Here is an 18,893-nt window from a genome sequence, read left to right as displayed (position 1 = left end):
TGCATTCAGAACAGTGTTCTAAATGTTGGAATGGAGGGTCGAGATGACCGATACGCTGGTTTCCAATTCCGCCGTCGCCAACATCGAAACGGTGACTCAGCCGACTCATGACGAGATCGCCCGTCAGCGATTCTGCAGCACGCTGCGCCGCCACGCGATCCAGGATTTCGCGACTGCGCTCGAAAGCGATTACCGCGAGCGCGTCGCCCCCAAAGCCCCCGCCCCGGCGGACTGGCGCGACATCGACCGCGCGATGCGCAACGAGCCATCGTACCGCTTCTACAGCACGCTGCGCTACAATGCGCAGGAGATGTGCTTCCAGTCGGTCCAGCCGGAAGTCGAGCGCGCCCTGCCCGAGCTGATCGCCGTCGCCCGCGACGCGGCCGAGCGCAACCCGGCCGGCGGATCTCTGCGCCTCACCCCCGGGTTCGAAGTGCCCGCCTATGTCACCAATCTCGACGTGCACCTGACGCCGGGCTGCTTCCACAGCGAATGGACCGAGGACGATGTCGCGCAGGGCGCCGTCGTCAGCCTCGGCGCGCGCGTCTTCACCGCGCAGCAGAGCCACCGCAGCTGGGGCGGCGTCGCCCGCGTCATCAGCCGCTGGATCAAGACCGAATTTCCCGATTTCACGCCCACGCGGATGCTCGATCTCGGCACCACCTCGGGCAAGAACCTGATGCCCTATGTCCAGGCCTTTCCCGGCGTCGAGGCGCACGGCATCGATGTCGGCGCGCCCCTGCTGCGCTACGGCCATGCCGCGGCCGAGCATGACGGGCTGCCGGTCCATTTCAGCCAGCAGAATGCCGAGCAGACCGATTTCCCCGACGGGCATTTCGATCTGATCGTCTCCAGCTTCTTCTTCCACGAAATCCCGGTTTGGGCGTCGAAGAAGGTGATGGCGGAATGCCACCGCCTGCTGAAGCCCGGCGGGCTGATGATCCACCAGGAACTGCCCGCGCACGATCTGGTCGATGCGTGGGAGAATTATTTCTGGAACTGGGATACCCGCAACAACAACGAGCCGGCCTATACCGCCTGGCGCAACCAGGATCCCATCGCGCTGATGGCCGGCGGCGGCTTCGATCCGCAGGCGAGCTTCGCGCACATCCTGCCGGACATCGCCGCCTATCCCGATCGTGGCACTGCCTTCGCCTGGGACGAGCCCGGCCGGCCGCGGCACGGCAAGGGCGGCTGGTACGTCTTCGGCAGCCGCAAGCCCGGCTGATCTTCACTCCTCGCACACCACAACAAGGGGGCGCCGCGCGTGACACTTGAGAAGAACGGCCCGGCCTATCGCTGGTATGTCGTGATATTGCTGCTCGGCGTCTTCATCCTTTCCTATTTCGACCGGTTCATCCTCAGCCTGCTCATCGAGCCGCTGAAAGCGTCGATGAAGCTCAGCGATTTCGAGGTCGGGCTGCTGCTCGGCCCGGCCTTCTCCACGTTCCACGTGCTCGTCGCGATTCCGCTCGGCTGGTATGCCGATCGCTCGAACCGCAAATATCTCCTGCTCGCCGGCATCATCATCTGGTGCTCGATGACGGTGGGCAGCGGCCTGGTCGCGACCTTCCTGCCGCTGTTCCTGATGCGCCTCGGTCTCGGCCTCGGCGAGGCAGTGGTCAGCCCTTGCTCGGTTTCGATCATCAGCGATTATTTCAACCGGCGGGAGCGGCCCCGCGCGATCAGCGTCTATATGGCCGGGCCCTATCTCGGCGCCGGTCTGGCCTTCCTGCTCGGCGGCCTGATCGTCAGTCACCTGCAGACGCTCGGCCATGTCGACTGGCCGATCTTCGGCCGGCTCGCGCCGTGGCAGGCGACCTTCGTGCTGGTCGGCATTCCGGGCTTCATCTTCGCCGGCCTGATGATGACGATCAGGGAGCCGGTTCGACAGGAAACCACGGCCGAGCGTCCCCCCGCCAGTGCCGCTTTCAAATATATGGGCCTGCGCTGGCGCGGCTTCGGCGCGCTGATCGTCGGCTCGACCTGCAATTTCGCGCTGAGCGCGCTGACCCTGTGGAACGTGCCGCTCTTTTCGCGCCTGTGGGGCTGGGGCATCGCCGAGACCGGCTTCGTCACCGGCATGTTCTATTTCACCGCCGGCCCGATCGGCACCGCCGTCGCGGTCTGGGCGCAGCGGCATTTCGCGGTCGGCCGGGTCGATGGCTCGATGCGCGTGCTGATCCTCGGCCTGCTGATCTGCGTGCCGTGCAGTGCGCTCTATCCGATCATGCCGAGCGCACCGATCGCCGTGATATTCATGTTCGTCGCCTTTATCGGCAAGTCGGTGGCGACTGCCGGCGGCCCGTCGTCAATGGCGCAGATCACGCCCGGTGAAGTTCGCACGCAATCGATGGCGATCTTCAACACCTTCATCTCGATGATCGGGCCGCTGCTCGGCCCGCCGATCATCGGCTTTGCTACGGATATGACCGGCGATCCGAAGATGATCGGTGTCGTGCTCAGCTGCTATGTGCTGGTGCTTGGCATTCCATCGATCCTGCTCTGCATCGCCGGGCTGAAATATTACCGTGCCGCGGTGACGGAGCTTGAGTTGGCTCTGGCGGATTCCCCCGCCCATGCGCATAATTGAACCTATTAACTGAACAACGCCCCTGCCGGGCCAGATAGAAAAGCGGAGACGGAATTGGACAAGACGATCGTCAAGGGCATGCAAGTGCTCGAAGCGCTGGTCGCCGCGCCCGAACCGATGGGCGTGTCCGAACTGGCGCGCCAGGTCGGGCTGACCAAGAGCAACGTGCATCGCTATCTGCAGACCTTCATTGCGCTCGGCTATGCGACGTCGACCAACAGCCGCTACGCCGCGACGCTGAAGATCTGGCAACAGGGTGCAAAGGTGATCGAGCGGCTGGATCTGCGCCGCTCGATCCGCCCCATCATGGATCAGCTCGCCCGCGCGACGCTGGAAACCGTCCATCTCGCCATCTCGGATGGCGCCGACGTGATCTATATCGACAAGTCGGAAGGCGTGCATTCGGTCCGCGCCTTTTCGGAGATCGGCGAACGCGCGCCGACTCATTGCTCGGCGACCGGCAAGGTCTTCCTCGCCTTTCATCCGACGGCGCTGCGCGAAACGCTCGAGCGGCCGTTGCGCGCCTATACGCCACGCACGATCGTCGATCCCGATGCGCTGACCGCGGCGGTCGATGCCGTGCGCGAGGCCGGGATCGCGATGAACCGCGGCGAATGGGAAACCGCGGTGGGCGGCATCGCCGCGCCGGTCTGGGGTCCGGACAACCAGATCATCGCCGCGATGGGCCTGGCCCTGCCGCTGTCGCGCCTGAGCGAAGAGAATAGCGCGACCCTGGTGACTCAGGTCCGCGCCGCCGCTGCCGAGGCTTCGCGCGCGCTCGGTGCCTCGGCCCCGCAGATCGCCGGGCAGCCCCGTCTGGTCGCCTGATCCCCCGGTCTCCTCAGCCGGATCAGGGCGCGGTCCGGATCCGACCTGACGATCGCGTTACTTCAGGCCCTTAACGAACCCGGCCACGATGTCGGACCATCGGGCCGGCTCGACGATCAGCATATGGGCCGATCCGTCCGAGAATTTCTCGTACCGGAAATTGGGCTTCATCGCCCCGGTGCGCTGGTCGATCGCGTTCAGCGCGTCGGCGCCGTCCGACAGCACCAGCAGCGGCACCGTAATCCTGTTCAGGTCGCCCGCCATGTCGTTGTCATAGACTGCGGCATGCGCCACGTCGGAGGCGCCTGCGAGGAAGATGCTCAGGGTCGACCAGTTGATCGTCGCCAGGTTGCGGGGATAGGCACCCTGCGCCTTGAACAGCTTTACGTAATAGGCACTGAGATGGCTGCCGTCGGGTTTGAGCTGCAGGTCGGGATGCGGCAACGCCTTGCGCTGCGCGCGCTCGGCGTCGTTGTAGTTGGGCGCACCGTGGAGCACCACGCCGGTCACCCTTTGTGGGAACCGCGCGGCGAAGGCAGCGGCGATCGACGCACCCGTATGATGGCCGGCGACCGTCACCTTGCGGATCTTCAGATAATCCAGCACCGGAGCGACATTGTCGGCATATTGCTGGATCGTCGGCATGCCGTCCGGTGCATCGGACATGCCGTAGCCCGGCGTGTCGATCGCGAGCGACCGGATGCCCCGCGCCGCGAGGCACGGCTGGATGTCGGCGAACTCGACCAGCGACCACGGCGTCTGGTGGATCAGCAGCACGACCGGGCCGCTCGTCGGCCCCATCAACCGGTAATGCACCTGCCCCATCGGCGTCGGCGCATAGCCCTTGCCGCCCTTCAGCACGCCGAGCCCGTCCCAGGTCGCATCCTGCATCGACGGCGGCACGCAGGCGGCGGCTCGCGCGGTCGGCGGGGGTGCCGCAGGTTCGGTGGCGGCGAGCGCGCTTGTGCTCGAAAGCGCACCGAGCAGGATCAGGCTGCGTATCACCACCAAGATCTCCTTGTATCACTATATAGAACGACGTTCTATAATGAAGACTGAAGGTGCGCGCCGGGAGAGTCAATGCCGGCGACCCCCGGGTAGGATCAGGCGCGTAACTTTGTTTCGGGCAGCCCGCGAATTGGCGCTTGACCATGCCTCATTGCACGGCATAGCATGATTATAGAACAACGTTCTATTATTCAGAACAGATGGGAAAGAGGCTTCATGTGGGACCTGATTGTGGTGGGCGGCGGATCCGCGGGATTGCCGACAACCATCTTCGCTGCCGAAAACGGCGCACGGGTCCTGCTGGTCGACGCCGCTGAAAAGCTCGGGGGCACGCTCTGGGTCGCGACCGGCCAGATGAGCGCGGCAGGCACGCAGCTTCAGGCAGCGAACGGCATCGCCGACACGCCCGACGCGCATTTCGAGGACGTGATCCGCATCAGCCGCGGCACGATCGATTCCGGCCTTGCCCGGCTCGCGATCGACAATGCCGCCGATACGTTCGACTGGCTGATGAGCCGCGGCTTCGAGCCCCTGCCCGATCACCCGGTCACCGGATTCGGCCATGAGCCCTATCGGGAGAAACGCTATTATTGGGGGCCGGAGGGCGGCATCAGCGTGAAGAACGTGCTGGTGCCGATCGTCGAGGGGCTCGCCGAAAGCGGCGCGGTGACGCTGAAGCTCGGCCATGAAGTCACGGCGCTGCGCACGGACGCAGACGGCCGCGTTACCGGCGTCACGGCGCGCGACGCCGATGGCCAGATCCACGATTTCGATGCCGCCAATGTCGTCCTCGCTTCGGGCGGCTACACGGCCGATCCGGTGCTGTTCGCTGAACTCAACGGCTATCCGCTATACAATGCTGCGCCCTATCCCTTTTCGCGCGGCGCTGGATTGAAGCTTGGCCAGTCGGTCGGCGGCTATCTGCGCGGGCACGACAAGGTGTTCAACAATTTCGGTACGCTCTACAACAGCCCGACCTTTCCGGCGCGCGCGATCGGCACGGTCGAACATTTCCCGGAACGCCGCGAGCCCTGGGAAATATACGTCAATTCCGCCGGCCAGCGCTTCATCCGCGAGGATATACGCAGCGTGGACGCCCGCGAAATGGCGCTGAGCTACCAGCCGGACCGGCGCTACTGGATCATATTCGACCAGCATATTCTGGATAGCGCGCCGCCGATCGTCGTCGGCTGGACCCGGGAGGATCTCGCCGCGAAATTCGCCGAGAACGGCTCCTCCTTCGCCTCGGCCGACAGCATCGCTGGGCTGGCCGAGGCTGCCGGGATCGACGCGGATGGTCTTTCCGCCACCGTCGCCGGTTTCAACTACGGGGTGCAGACCGGCAATGATTTCCTCGGCCGGGCCCCCGCCCCTGCCCCCATCGCTCAGGGTCCATTCTACGCGCTCCGCATGCAGGGCGGCGCGATCACCGGTGCGATCGGCCTTGCCGTCGATGACGATCTGCAGGTCATCCGCCAGGATGGCACGCCGGTCGGCAATCTCTACGCCGCCGGCGAACTGCTCGGCTCGGGCCAGACGATGGGCAAGGCGGCGTGCGGCGGCATGATGGTCACCCCCGCACTCACCTTCGGCCGCCTGCTCGGCCAGCGCCTTTCGGGAGCTAAGTGATGCTGCCATCCGTAAATCTCATCCCCGGCGAGCGCCGCTTCTATGTCGATGGCCCGGACGGGCAGGTCCATTGCCGGACGCTCGGCGCCGGCGCGCCGATCATGCTCATTCACCAGGCGCCCTGGGGTTCGATCCAGTATCGCAAGGCGATGCCGGTGCTGGCCGCGGCCGGCTATCAGGTCATCGTTCCCGACATGCCCGGCCACGGCATGTCCGATCCGCCGCGCACTGAGGCGAGCATCGAGGGTTATGCCGAAGCGGCGGCTGCGGTGATCGACTCGCTCGGGCTCGACCATGTCGTGATCGCCGGCCATCATGGCGGTTGCCTCGTCGCCGCGCGGGTTGCCGCGACCCGGCCCGACAGGATTGCCGCACTCGTCACGGACAACATGCCCTATTACACCGCGGAACAGCGCGCCGAGCGCGCCTCCGGCCTGCACGATGCGCAGGAGATCAAGGCGGACGGCAGTCACTTCACCGATCGCTGGGCCACCGTGCGCCGTATCGCCGATCCGGCGTGGAGCGACGAGACGGTGCATGTCGGCATCGTCGCTTATTTCGCGAACGGCCCGTGGAAGGAGGACGGCCACCGCGCCGCGCCGGCCTATGATCTCGAGGCCGATCTCGATGCGATCGCCTGCCCGACGCTCGTCATCGCCAGCCGCACTGACCGGTTGTTCCCGATGGGACGGCAACTCGTCGAGCGTCGCCCCGGCTGGGCTTATGCCGAGCTGCCGGGCGGCGCCGGCATGGTGTTCGAACGCCCCGCCGAATGGGCCGCACCGATCCTCGATTTCCTGCAACGCAAAGGCTGAACAACCGAATGACGATCACCATCTACGGTCGCCCCGGATCCCGCGCCCGCCGCCCCTTGTGGGTCGCGCGCGAGCTCGGGCTCGACGTGCAGAATATCGAACCGGCCCCGGGCGAGACGAAGCAGCCCGCCTATCTCGCGATCAATCCCAACGGCAAGGTGCCGGCGCTGGTCGATGATGGTTTCACCCTGTTCGAATCCTTCGCCGAGAGCCTCTACCTCGCCAAGAAATACGGCACCGGCCGCCTCTATCCAGAGAGTGTCGAGCAGGAAGCTTTGGTCTGGCAGTGGAGCTTCTGGGGATTGAACGAGCTCGAGCGCAACCTGACCGTCTGCCTGTTCGAACGCGTCATAAAGCCTGAGACCGACCGCGACTCGGGCGCTGCCGATCAGGCCGAACGGGATCTGCAGGCGCCGCTCGGATTGCTCGATACCGTGCTCGCCGGGCGGCCCTGGCTGCTGGGCCAGGCATTCTCCGTCGCCGACATCAATCTCGCCGCCATCGCGGCGTTAGCCAGGCCGTCGAAAGTGTCCCTGGATTCATATGGTAACGTCGCCGGCTGGCTCGATCGGGCGGTGGCGCGCCCGGCCTATAACGGCTGATTGTTGCAATCACGACACACTCCGGACGATCCATCGGGTTAACGCAAAATTCACGTGACAGCGCTCCGGATATGTCATAGCTCTATAACAAATAAGAAATGAAGTTTGCAGGTGTGCCGCTGACCCCCGGTTGGCGGAGACGGGATCATATTGTCCGGCGTTCGGGCGCGTGGTCGGCACGGCGGAAAACGCCGGTCGGCGGCATTTGGAAAAGGGTTCGACGATGACCAAGAAGCTACGCTACAGCACCGCCTTCGGCCTCAGTCTCTACGCGATGGCCGTCGCTACTCAGGCTCACGCCCAGACTGAAACGCCCGTCGCCGCCGCTGAGGCCGCTGACGAATCCGACGGCGTTGGAGAGATCGTGGTCACCGCGCAGCGCCGCGAACAGAAGCTGCAGGACGTGCCGATCGCGATTTCCGCGTTCACCGCGCAGGAACTTCAGACGCGCCAGATCACGCGCACCATCGATCTGCTTGCCTATGTCCCGAACCTGATCGGCCATAACAACACGTCGGTCGGCACCGCCAACAGCTATTCGATGCGCGGCCTGAACAACAACGAGACGATCTCGACCTTCGATCTGCCCGTCGGCACCTATGTCGACGACGTCTATATGTCGCGGCAGAGCGCCAACAATTTCTCGCTGTTCGATGTCGAGCGGATCGAAGTGCTGCGCGGCCCCCAGGGCACGCTGTTCGGCCGCAACACCACCGGCGGCGCGATCAACGTCATCATGAAGAAGCCCGGCGCCGATTTCGGCGGCTTCGGTGAAGTCAGCTACGGCAAATATGATCGCGTGCAGGCGCGCGGCTCGGTCGACATTCCGATCATCAAGGATAAGCTGCTCAGCAAGTTCCAGGCTTATTATATCGACGACGCCGGCTATGTGAAAAACCGCGTTACCGGGGAAAAGCTGAATTCGGAACACAGCTACGGCTTCCGCGGTGCGCTCCGCCTGCTCGGCGCCGGCAACACCAGCTGGGATATCACTGGCGACTATAATTCCCAGAGCTATGCCAACTTCCCGAACTTCTACGATCCCGCGACCAAGGACCGCGTAAGTTACACCCGGCTGCGCGAGGATTCGACCGTTTCGCAGGTGTTTGGCGGCCGCAACTATCTGTCGCCAGGACTCGCCGACAACAAGCTCGGCAACACCGCCACCTCCTGGTCGGCGACCTCTAACGTGCAGATCGACGCAGGCGACAGCCTGACGATCAACCTCATCACTGGCTATCGCCACATCTATAACGAATATCTCACTGACAGCGCGATGAGCCTGGCCAGCGCAAGCACGGTCTATACGTATCCGGGCGATATCGTCACGCCGGTGATGGGTTCGACTTCGGTGCTCGCGAACGACAGCTGGCACGGGCAGTTCAGCCAGGAAATCAAGGCCAATGGCGAGGCATTTGACGGCAAGCTGAACTACACCGCCGGCGTCTATTATATCCGCGAGGACAACAAGACGAGCTTCGCCAACATCGCGATCACCGCTGCGGGCGTCGGGACGCTTTCGGCCGATCGCACGATGTACAACAACACCGATGCCATCGCGGGCTATGTGCAGGGCGATTACAAGATCACCCCAGATCTGACCTTCACTGCCGGCATCCGCTACACGGCGGAATTCAAGGATATCCACTTCCAGCCCAACGCCACGCCGCTGACTCCGGTCGGGCTGAACCAGCCCTTCACCACCGCCGACATCATCGCGGCGGGCAATCCGGTGAAGCAGACTGCCAAGGTGTGGACCCCGCGTTTCGCGCTTGATTACAAGATCACGCCGGACATCTCGGTCTATGCCTCGGCAACCAAGGGCTTCAAATCGGGCGGCTGGGTATCGCGCGCTTATAACGCCGCGGGCATGTTCGCCTTCAAGCGGGAGACGATCTGGTCGTACGAAGGCGGCCTGCGGTCGGAATTCTTCGACCGCAAGGTTCGCCTGAACCTGACCGGCTTCTACTTCAACGACTATGACAACCAGTTGCCGGCCGGTCGCGAGAACCCGCTGGTTCCGGGCCAGATCATCTATGTCACGCGCAACTTCGCCGATCTGCGCAACTACGGTCTGGAAGCGGAACTGACGATCGTCCCGGTTCGTGGGTTCAACATCTTCTGGACCGCCGGCCTGCAGCATGCCCGCTTCGTCAATGTCGATCCTTCGGTGCTGACCCAGGCCGCGAACTGCAAGGCGGGTATCGCCACGACGACCAACTGCAACCAGGGTATCGTCACGACGGCGGGCAATATCGCCCTCCCCTCGCGTGTCGCGCCGTTCAACTCCACCTTGGGGGCGAACTATACCGCCGATCTCGGGGGCAGCTTCCAGCTGATCCCGTCGGTTACCTGGGCCTATACCGACGGCAGCTATCCCTCCGCGCAGAATGACGCGCGCGGCTATCAGGAGGCGCACAGCCTGTTCAACGGCGGCCTCACGCTCCGGAACCGGGAACAGGGCTGGAGCCTGTCGGCAGATTGCACCAACTGCTTCAACAAGCGGTACGTGGCGTCCTTCCTGATCTTCCCGTACCTTAACGAGCCGGGCCGGTGGACGGTGCGCGCGCGCTTCGACTTCTGATTGCAAATACCGGGGGGCGGGGCGCAGAGATTGCGTCCCGCCCTTCGCACTTCCTTACCCGCAGGATTGATCCGATGTCCGAAGCCCGTCGCCCAGAAGATGTCTCGCTGCCGCGCAGCAGCAAGGGCCAGCGCCCTAACTTCTTCGACGATCCGTCGATCGATCAGATGATGACGTTCTTCTTCGAGCTGATGACCGAGGTCGCGGTGCTGCGCGAGCGCACCGACACGATCGAGCGGCTGCTCGACGACAAGGGCCTGGTGTCGCGCGCCGATATCGAAGCCTACCGCGCCGACGCGGCCGTCGAGGCCGAGCGGACTGAATGGCGCAACGCCTATTTCCAGCGCGTGATGCGGATGCACGCGCCGGGATGAACGCACCGCCAGCCGTGACCGCCTACCCCCATCTCTTTTCGCCGGTGAAGATCGGCACGCGGACTCTGCGCAACCGCATCGTCCACGCATCCATGTCGACTCATTATGCGGCAGCCGGCCGGGTCACGCCGCGTCTGATCGACTATTACGCCAATCGCGCCCGGGGCGGCGCCTCGATGCTCGTCAGCGAGCCGATGGCGATGCTCTCCTGGCAGAATCTGCCCACTCGCCCGGCGATCCTTTTCGGCATCAATGCCGGCGAACTGACGCGCTGGGCCGATGCGGTGGGCGAACATGGCAGCCTGATGCTCGGCCAGATCCAGGATAACGGGCGCGGCTTCCGTTCTGGCTTTCGCAATCCCAATGCGTTCGGCCCCTCGGCCCTGCCCGACGATCTCAGCGGCACCGTGCCGCATGCGCTTTCGACCGGTCAGATCGAGCGGATGATCGCCGAATTCGTCCAGTCCGCACGGGCCCTTCAGCAGGCCGGCTTTGCCGGGGTCGAGATTTCGGCGGGTCACGGCCATCTCTTCCACCAGTTCCTCGCCGCGCGCTCGAACGTGCGGGAGGATCGCTATGGCGGCGATCTCGCCGGCCGCGCGACCTTGCTGCTCGACTTGATCGCGGCGCTGCGCTCGGCCTGCGGCAGCGACTTCATCATCGGCACGAAGCTGCCCGCCGAGGATGGCATGCCGGACGGCATCGATCTCGCGACCGCGGCCGAGATCACCACCCTGGTCCACGCCACCGGGCAGGTCGATTATCTCACTTATTGCTGGGGCGCGCACGGCGACACGCTCTACGAACATCTCCCCGATCTGCACGGGCCGCGCACACCCTATGTCGATCGCATCGCGGCGCTCGGTCGCGCCGCGCCCGGCATGCCGCTCGGCGCGCTCGGCCTGATAACTGATCCGAACGAAGGCGAACGCATCGTGCGGGACGGTCTGGCCGATCTCGTCATGCTCGGCCGTCCGCTGGTCACCGATCCCGCCTGGGGCATCAAGGCAGAAGCCGGGCGCGAGGCGCAGATCCGTTATTGCGTTTCGTGCAACACCTGCTGGCACATGATCAATGTCGGGCGCGGCCTGCACTGCGACAATAATCCGCGCGTCGGCGCGCCCGACGAAGCGGACTGGACACCGGAACCTGCACCGGTCCGCCGGAAGATCGTCATCGTCGGTGCCGGGATCGCCGGTATGGAGGCCGCCTGGGTCGCCGCCGCGCGCGGCCACGACGTCACCGTCTTTGCCGCCTCCGATGAGGCTGGCGGCAAGACGCGGCTCCATGCCTTGCTCCCCGGCGGCGAGAACCTCAGCAGCATCTATGATTACCAGCGCCTCGCTGCCGAACGCGCCGGCGCCGTCTTCCGCTGGAACACGCCGGCCACGGCCGCCGACATCATCGACCTCGCCCCCGATCACGTCGTGCTGGCCACTGGCGCGACGCCCGGCTGGCCTGACTATCTGCCGGCTGAATATCGCGGCGAAGGTTTCTTCCCCGATCTGCGCGAGGCGATGGCCGATCTCGCCCAGCGGCCGGGACGGCAGGCGGGAACGGCCGTGATTCACGATTCCGATGGTACGGCGTTCGTCTATGCGGCGGCCGAACTGCTCAACGATCGCTTCGAACGCGTCGTGATCCTCACGGACCGCGAACGCCTCGCTGCCGACGAAGCGATGGTCACGCGCCAGGGCGTCTATGCGCGGCTGGGCCGCAAGCGCATTGAGTTCGTCACTTCGGTCCGCCCGCTCGCGACCTCGCGTTTCGAGGAAGGCGAACTTGCCTATGTCGATGTTTTTTCCGGGCGGGAAACCGTGCTGACGGATGTCGCGCTGTTCACCTATGCCACCGCCCGCATTCCCGATCTCGCGCTAGAAGCCCCGTTGCGCGCGGCGGGCCTCGAGGTGCGCACGATCGGCGATGCCTATGCGCCCCGCACGGTGCTCGCCGCGACATCCGAAGGCTATCACGCCGCCATGTCATTCTGAGGAGTTTGCCGATGTATCCCGATCTCGCAGGCAAGGTGGCCATCGTCACCGGCGCCGGCCGCCACGGCGGCCTCGGTGCGGCGATCGCCCGCAAGCTGGCCGAGGACGGCGTGCGCCTGGTGCTGCACGATCTCGGCACGACCAAGGGCGCGATGGCGCCCGAACACGGCGTCGCCCAGGCGTCCGAGCTTGAGGAAATCGCTGCCGAGCTGCGCACGATCCACCCGGATATCGTCACCCATACCGCTGACATGCGCGTGGAAGCTGAGGTCGAGCGGCTGGTCGCGCGCGCCGTCGCCGAATTCGGCCGGCTCGACATCCTCGTCAACAATGCCGGCGTCGGATATCTGTTCGGCCCGTTCATCGAGCAGACCCAAGAGCAATGGGATACCGTGCTCGACGTGAACCTGCGCGGCGCCTTCTTCGCGATGAAGCACGCGATCCGCCAGATGCTCAAGCAGGACGAAGTGGCCGATTGGGGCCGGGGCAAGATCGTCTCGATCGGCAGCCGCGGCTCGAAATCAGGCTCGGCGCTGACCTCCTCCTACATCGCCTCGAAGCACGGGCTGGTCGGCCTGACCCGCTCGGTCGCGATCGAGATGGGCTCGGCCCAGATCAACGTGAACATGGTCTGCCCCAACCACGTCACCACCGGGCTTGGATCGTGGCAGAACGAGTATATGGCGAAGATGCGCGGCCAGACGATCGAGGAATATCTCGAGGCGATGCGCGGGCGGATCCCGCTCGGACGCGTCGGCACGGCCGAGGATACGGCCAATGCCTGTGCGTTCCTCTGCTCGGGCCAGGCGCGCTACATCACCGGTGAGGCGATGAACGTCTCGGGCGGCGAGGAGATGCACTGATCTCCCCGCCCCTCCCCGCCAGTTCAGCCCAATGCGTCGAGGGCGGCCTGGGCGATTGCCTCATCCTGGTCCGGCGAGCCGCCTGAGACTCCGACCGCCCCGACCACGCTGTTTTCGTACCGCACCGGCAGGCCGCCGGGCATCGGCAGATATTCGGTCAGCCGCAGCAATTCCGGCTGATCCTTGAGCCGCGCGGTCAGCACCCCGCTCGGCGCGCGCAGCAGCGCCGCCGTGCGGGCCTTGGCCTGCGCGACCGCCGGCGTCATCAGTCCGGCGCCGTCGCCACGATGCAGGCGAAAGGGGTAGCCGCCTTCGTCGACGATCGCGATCGAGGCGGCCAGCCCCAGTTCCGCGGCTTTCGCGCTCGCGGCGGCCAGCATCCGGTCCAGTTCGGCGGCGCTCAGGCAAAATTTAGCGATCATGAAGTCTTTTCCCTCTTGGTGGGCTGGTGGTTAAGTGACAAGCGCAGGTGCAACGGGGAGACGATCGGCCTTGAGCAAGCGCAACGAAGACCAGGTGGACCGCCTGCAGGCGATCCCGCTCTATCATCAGATTTTCCTCCAGCTTCGCGAGGAGATCATCAACGGCAGCCGTGCGTTCGGATCGCGCATGCCGACCGAGGAGGAATTGTCCGAAAACTTCGGCGTCTCGCGCATCACCGCGCGCCGGGCGCTTGCCGAGCTTGCCGACACGCACCTCGTCGAGCGCAAACGCCGCGTCGGCACGCACGTGACCTATCAGTCGCCCGCCAAGCCGATCGAGGGCAGCCTCGAACAGGCGCTCGAATCGCTCATCACTTACGGCCGCAAGACTCAGGTCCGCATCCTCGAACTCGACATGATCGCGGCGCGTCCGCCGATCAGCGATGCACTCGGCCTGCCGGTCGATACGCAGGTGCTGCGCGTAGATCGGGTCCGTTGGCTCGAGAACCAGCCGATCAGCCATCTCGTCAGCTATGTCCCCGGCGATCTGGCCGGCGCAATGGACCGCGCCGCGCTCAAGACCACGCCGATGCTGTCGCTGCTCGAACAGGCCGGCGTGCAGATCGGCGCGGCGACTCAGACGATCTCGGCGTCGCTGGCGGACGGGACACTGGCCAATCTGCTCGAAGTGGATATCGGCTCGCCGATCCTGCGCGTGAACCGCACCGTGTTCGATACCGCGCACCGCCCGGTCCAGTATGTGCTCGCCCAATTCCGTCCCGATCTCTACCAGATCAAGCTCGATCTGCACTCCGCGCGGCCATGACGGGCGGCGAAAAGGTCGGAAATCTGCGGGCTTCGCAAGCATCTTTGTGCTTTTGCCACGAAACGCTCATTTGATATAGAAATAAGTGTAATTGGTGATAATCTGATGCTCATGAAGAGCATTCGGACATGACGGACTGGACCTCGAACGGCGATCCGCTGCTAACGCGGTTCCGCTTCGCCACGGTCGCCACCCCCGATCTGGACAGCTGCGTCGCCGACTATGCCGCGCTCGGCTATATCGTCCGCGACAGCGGCACGATCGCCCCCGATCTCGCCGCCAGCTGGGGCACCCCCGCCATGGCCGGACAACGGTGTCACACCCTCAGCACCGCCGGCGCATCCGACGACTATCTCCGCCTCGTAGAAGTCGCTCCCGTGTACGGATACCGCGCCCTCACCACCTATGGCTGGGCCGCTTTCGAGATCATCGTCGACGACGTCTACGAAGTCCATGATCGCCTCAAGGCCTCCGCCTTCACCATCATCGGCGAGCCCCGGCCGCTGCAGTTCATGCCGTCGATCGTCGCGATGCAGGCCGTCGGCCCATCGGGCGAATGCCTCTATTTCACCATGGAAAGCGGCGACCGCGCCACCTCGATCCTTCCGCAACCGCGCTCGCTGATCGATCGCCCCTTCATCCTGGTCGTCGCCGGGCCTGACTTCGACGCGCTGCGCAACTGGTATTGCGACCTGTTCGATCTCAAGCGCCGCCCCCTTCGCGACAGCCGGATTGCGTTGGTCCAGACCGCCCAGGGCCTATCCGCCGACACGGTGACGCGGATGACCACGGCAGGCCTGCGCGATCATGGCTATCTGTTCGAATTCGACGAATATCCCCCCGGCCCCGGCCTGATCGCCGGCCCACGCCCCAGCGCGCCGGGCATGCTTCCGCCGGGCTGCGCCATGGCCAGCATCGCGACGGTAGCGATGGAGCGCGTCGCGCCGCTGGCGATCATGCCGCCGGTGCGGCGCGACGGGCCGGGCTATGACGGACGGCTCGCCTGCACGGTGCGCGGGCCGGCGGGCGAACTGATCGAATTCATCGAGGAGGCAGCGTGATGACCAAGGCCATGAACGTCCGCGACGTGCAACACCCCATCCTGCCGCGCGCCACCGACGAGGAACTGAGCCGCCAACGCGCCGTGGTCTCGCTGCGCAAGCTGCTCAACGCCCGCGTCCGTTCCGAAAATGTCCGTCGCTTCCATGACGAGGGCGCGCCTGCCTTCGCCGCGCGTCACCAGCGCCAGCCGCAATCGCCCGACGACATCTCGGCCGCCTTGTTCGAATCCCCCGGTTACCGCCTGTGGAGCGCCGCCAACCGCGCGGCCCAGGAGATGATCTGGGTCTCGGTCGGCGAACCGATCTTCCGCGATCGCGCCCGGATGCAGGCCGCCGCGCGAGAGCTCGCCGCTTCCCCCGATCGCAAGGGCAGCCTGACGCTCGACCCGTCCTATGATCCCTCGCCCGAACTGGCCGGCACTGACGTCCACCTCCAGCCCGGCGGCTATGCCCGCGACGACGGGCCCGACGATGTCGTCGCCGGCGCGTTCTACGAAACCGGCGGCAACGTCTTCTCCTTCGGCCAGGGCGCCGGCAAGAGCGACAGCAAGGCAGGCGTCATCTTCCGCCTGCTCGAAGAGACATTCGCCGGGTTCGAACCGAAGCGCATCCTCGATCTCGGCTGCTCGGCCGGCGCAGCTTCCGCCGCCTATGCCGATCGCTTTCCCAATGCCGAGGTGCATGCGATCGACATTGGCGCTGGCATGCTCCGCTACGCGCATGCACGCGCCGAAGCGCTCGATGTCGCAGTGCATTTCAGCCAGATGGACGCCGCCGACCTGAAATATCCCGACGATCATTTCGATCTCGTCGTCTCGCATAACATGCTGCATGAAATCGGCGCCGACAAACGCCGCCGCGCCATGGCCGAAGCGTTGCGCGTGGTCCGGCCGGGCGGGCTGGTGATCTTCCAGGACGTCGACACCCGCTTCGCGCCAAGCGACGTCCACCGCGTCGAGAAGAACTGGGACACACGCTTCAACGGCGAGATCTTCTGGCAGACCTATACCGAGTCCGATCTCGAGGCGGACATGCTCGCCGCCGGTTTCGCCGCCGCGGACGTCGCCGAACATAACGTCTCCGCCGTGAGCAACCTCAACCGCTGGTATGTTATCAGCGGCCGCAAGCCGGTGGCCGCGGCATGACGAGCGCCACGGACGCGATCCACGCGGTGATCGCCGCTGGCCGGGGCGACCGCCCGACCAGTCTCGATAATGTCGAAACCGAACGGGTATTGGCGATCGCGCTGACGCTGCTGGTCGAACTGTCGGTGTCGAACGAGCGCATCGACCGCCTCGAACGCGAAGTCGCCGACTTGCGCGGGGCGGCGCTCGAAGAATTTCGGGGCGCGCCGCTCGCCGACACCGCCATCGCCGAGCGTCAGGAAGCGCTGGAGGCACTTCAGCTGCGCGTATTGCGCGTCATGGTCGATCCCCGGGGCGCCGAAGCCCTTTAGCCGCGGTGTCAGATGCGTGGCGACGCATGGAGATCGCGTGGATGCATCGAGACCGCGTTAATGGCCGCAGGCAAGTTTAGCCTGTCGCGGCCATAGCTAATATTGATTTCAATTCCCACTGAATTGATAGAGATTAATCCAGTTCCCCCTGACGCGTCTTCCCCTTTGGCGCTCATCGCGGGTTCCCTGGAGATCTCTCCTCTCCCGGCTCGTACCTGGCCGCGCCCTTCGAGGGCGCGGCCCTTTTCTCGGCCGAGCATCGGCATGAACGACAAACCCAGGGTGACATCATGAGCCAGCATCGCCAGCTCCATCTCGGCGCCTTCATGCGACCGGTCAGCATTCATACCGGGGCATGGCGCTATCCGGGCGCCTATCCCGACGCCAACTTCAACTACCGCCACCTGAAGCATTTCGCCCAGCGGCTCGAAGCCGCGAAGTTCGACGCCTTCTTCATGGCCGATCATCTGGCCGTCCTCAACATGCCGGTCGATGCGTTGAAGCGCAGCCACACGGTCACGTCGTTCGAGCCCTTCACGCTGCTTTCGGCGCTGGCTGAATCGACAAGCCGGATCGGCCTGGTCGCAACCGCATCGACGACGTTCGACGAACCTTACCATATCGCCCGCCGCTTCGCCTCGCTCGACCATATCAGCGAGGGCCGGGCCGGCTGGAACATCGTGACCACGGCCAACCCCGACGCGGCGCTCAATTTCGGCTATGACAGCCAGATGGATCATGACGCCCGCTACGTCCGGGCACGCGAATTCTATGAGGTCGTGACCGGCCTGTGGGATAGTTTCGCTGACGATGCCTTTGCCCGCGACGTTGCGGCCGGGCTCTATTTCGATCCCGCCAAACTCCATGTGCTCGACCATAAGGGCCCGAGCCTGTCGGTGCGCGGCCCGCTGAACATCGCCCGCCCGGTCCAGGGCTGGCCGGTGATCGTCCAGGCCGGGGCGTCCGAGCCGGGCCGGCAGCTTGCCGCCGAGACCGCCGAGGTGATCTTCGCCGCCGAGGCGACCCTGGAATCGGGCAAACTCTTCTACGCCGACATCAAGGCGCGGATGCGCCGGGTCGGACGTCAGCCGGACCAGCTCAAGATCCTGCCGGCGGCCTTTGTCGTGGTCGGCGAGACGATCGAGGCAGCACGCGCCCAGCGCGCCCATCTCGACAGCCTGGTTCATTACGACAGCGGGATCAGCTCGCTCAACGGCATGCTCGGCCATGACGTGTCAGGCTATGATCCGGATGGCCCGTTGCCCGAGATTCCCGAGACCAATGCCAGCAAGAGCGCGCGGGAACGCATTCTTCGCCTAGCGCGGGACGAAAAGCTCACGATCCGCCAGCTCGCCCAAAAGGCCGGCAGCTATTCGGGCCTCGCCTTCGTGGGAACGCCGGCGTCGATCGCGGACGAGATGGAGCAATGGCTGGTCGAGGAAGGTTCCGACGGGTTCAACGTGATGTTCCCCTGGCTACCGGGCGGCCTCGATGATTTCGTCGACCAAGTCGTGCCCGAGCTGCAACGGCGCGGCCTGTTCCGGACTGAATATGAGGGCACGACATTGCGGGACCATCTCGGGCTGGCACGGCCGGAAAACCGGTTCTTTACCGCACCCGGAGCGGCCGGACGTGCAGCTGACGCCCCCCAGGTGCTGACTTCATCAAGCGGCGGGTAGCAGCTCGAGGGCGGTTACCCGGTCCCAGCAGGCTGGTCGAGAATGCCGGCGAGCATGTCGACCATCCTGAAAAAGCTAAACTTCACCCTGCCCAACATGTGAGCGCGTTGTATATCCCATCAATTCAGTAGAGATTGATCCAGCATATATCGAGGTTGCGCT

At 65.0% G+C, this 18,893-nt stretch carries 18 protein-coding genes; 15 read left to right on the top strand and 3 right to left on the bottom strand.

Going from position 1 to position 18,893, the window contains the following annotated elements:
• Positions 1-43 precede the first annotated feature (43 nt).
• From U1769_RS15655 to U1769_RS15645, 3 genes are read left to right on the top strand one after another with little or no spacing between them, the layout of a single operon-like run.
• Positions 44-1,228, top strand: coding sequence for a class I SAM-dependent methyltransferase (locus tag U1769_RS15655; RefSeq protein ID WP_332717825.1), 1,185 nt, complete (start codon positions 44-46; stop codon positions 1,226-1,228).
• Between the two features lie 39 nt (positions 1,229-1,267).
• The gene (locus U1769_RS15650; RefSeq protein ID WP_332717823.1) at positions 1,268-2,593 is read left to right on the top strand and encodes an MFS transporter; all 1,326 of its coding nucleotides are present in this window, start codon (positions 1,268-1,270) and stop codon (positions 2,591-2,593) included.
• A 54-nt stretch (positions 2,594-2,647) separates the two neighbouring features.
• Positions 2,648-3,421: an IclR family transcriptional regulator gene (locus tag U1769_RS15645; RefSeq protein WP_332717821.1), complete on the top strand. Its 774-nt coding sequence runs from the start codon at positions 2,648-2,650 to the stop codon at positions 3,419-3,421.
• Between the two features lie 57 nt (positions 3,422-3,478).
• On the opposite strand, the gene U1769_RS15640 is transcribed toward U1769_RS15645, so the two are convergent.
• A complete protein-coding gene (locus U1769_RS15640) occupies positions 3,479-4,429 on the bottom strand; it encodes an alpha/beta fold hydrolase (protein ID WP_332717819.1) in 951 nt (316 codons plus the stop codon).
• Positions 4,430-4,645: 216 nt separating this feature from the next.
• Between U1769_RS15640 and U1769_RS15635 the strand changes: the two genes are divergently transcribed.
• The 7 genes from U1769_RS15635 (at position 4,646) to U1769_RS15605 (ending at position 13,287) form a co-directional block, all read left to right on the top strand.
• On the top strand, positions 4,646-6,058 hold the full coding sequence (locus U1769_RS15635) for an FAD-dependent oxidoreductase (RefSeq protein ID WP_332717817.1): 1,413 nt from the start codon (positions 4,646-4,648) through the stop codon (positions 6,056-6,058).
• A complete protein-coding gene (locus tag U1769_RS15630) occupies positions 6,058-6,873 on the top strand; it encodes an alpha/beta fold hydrolase (protein ID WP_332717815.1) in 816 nt (271 codons plus the stop codon). Before U1769_RS15635 ends, U1769_RS15630 begins: the two co-directional genes overlap by 1 nt.
• A gap of 8 nt (positions 6,874-6,881) precedes the next feature.
• A complete protein-coding gene (locus U1769_RS15625; RefSeq protein ID WP_332717813.1) occupies positions 6,882-7,475 on the top strand; it encodes a glutathione S-transferase family protein in 594 nt (197 codons plus the stop codon).
• A 223-nt stretch (positions 7,476-7,698) separates the two neighbouring features.
• Positions 7,699-10,059 carry a TonB-dependent receptor gene (locus U1769_RS15620; protein WP_332717811.1) on the top strand — a complete coding sequence of 787 codons (2,361 nt, stop codon included), beginning with the start codon at positions 7,699-7,701 and terminating at the stop codon, positions 10,057-10,059.
• Between the two features lie 74 nt (positions 10,060-10,133).
• Entirely contained in the window at positions 10,134-10,433 is a 300-nt protein-coding gene (locus tag U1769_RS15615; protein ID WP_332717809.1) for a hypothetical protein, read from the top strand.
• A gap of 14 nt (positions 10,434-10,447) precedes the next feature.
• Complete coding sequence (locus U1769_RS15610; protein ID WP_332717807.1) at positions 10,448-12,424, top strand: oxidoreductase; 1,977 nt, start codon at positions 10,448-10,450, stop codon at positions 12,422-12,424.
• Between the two features lie 11 nt (positions 12,425-12,435).
• On the top strand, positions 12,436-13,287 hold the full coding sequence (locus tag U1769_RS15605; protein WP_332717805.1) for an SDR family NAD(P)-dependent oxidoreductase: 852 nt from the start codon (positions 12,436-12,438) through the stop codon (positions 13,285-13,287).
• A gap of 23 nt (positions 13,288-13,310) precedes the next feature.
• Here the strand turns inward: U1769_RS15605 and U1769_RS15600 are convergent, their stop codons facing one another.
• A complete protein-coding gene (locus U1769_RS15600) occupies positions 13,311-13,709 on the bottom strand; it encodes a GlcG/HbpS family heme-binding protein (RefSeq protein ID WP_332717803.1) in 399 nt (132 codons plus the stop codon).
• 70 nt (positions 13,710-13,779) lie between these two features.
• Here U1769_RS15600 and U1769_RS15595 point away from each other — a divergent pair, with 70 nt between their 5' ends.
• The 4 genes from U1769_RS15595 (at position 13,780) to U1769_RS15580 (ending at position 17,052) form a co-directional block, all read left to right on the top strand.
• Positions 13,780-14,535, top strand: a complete 756-nt coding sequence (locus U1769_RS15595; protein ID WP_332717801.1) for a GntR family transcriptional regulator — start codon at positions 13,780-13,782, stop codon at positions 14,533-14,535.
• 128 nt (positions 14,536-14,663) lie between these two features.
• Complete coding sequence (locus U1769_RS15590) at positions 14,664-15,596, top strand: VOC family protein (protein WP_332717799.1); 933 nt, start codon at positions 14,664-14,666, stop codon at positions 15,594-15,596.
• On the top strand, positions 15,596-16,741 hold the full coding sequence (locus tag U1769_RS15585) for a class I SAM-dependent methyltransferase (RefSeq protein ID WP_332717797.1): 1,146 nt from the start codon (positions 15,596-15,598) through the stop codon (positions 16,739-16,741). The genes U1769_RS15590 and U1769_RS15585 overlap by 1 nt, the downstream gene beginning before the upstream one ends.
• Positions 16,738-17,052, top strand: a complete 315-nt coding sequence (locus U1769_RS15580) for a hypothetical protein (RefSeq protein ID WP_332717795.1) — start codon at positions 16,738-16,740, stop codon at positions 17,050-17,052. The genes U1769_RS15585 and U1769_RS15580 overlap by 4 nt, the downstream gene beginning before the upstream one ends.
• 8 nt (positions 17,053-17,060) lie before the next feature.
• Here U1769_RS15580 and U1769_RS15575 read toward each other — a convergent pair whose 3' ends face one another.
• Positions 17,061-17,366 carry a hypothetical protein gene (locus U1769_RS15575; RefSeq protein WP_332717793.1) on the bottom strand — a complete coding sequence of 102 codons (306 nt, stop codon included), beginning with the start codon at positions 17,364-17,366 and terminating at the stop codon, positions 17,061-17,063.
• Between U1769_RS15575 and U1769_RS15570 the strand changes: the two genes are divergently transcribed.
• Positions 17,343-18,731: an LLM class flavin-dependent oxidoreductase gene (locus U1769_RS15570; RefSeq protein ID WP_332717791.1), complete on the top strand. Its 1,389-nt coding sequence runs from the start codon at positions 17,343-17,345 to the stop codon at positions 18,729-18,731. The two genes, U1769_RS15575 and U1769_RS15570, sit on opposite strands and share 24 nt — an antisense overlap.
• Positions 18,732-18,893: the final 162 nt, after the last annotated feature.

The organism is Parasphingomonas zepuensis, assembly GCF_036663735.1.
GTDB lineage: Bacteria > Pseudomonadota > Alphaproteobacteria > Sphingomonadales > Sphingomonadaceae > Sphingomonas.
The sequence above is the reverse complement of the archived record's forward strand: the minus strand, read 5'-3'. Positions and strand labels throughout refer to the sequence as shown.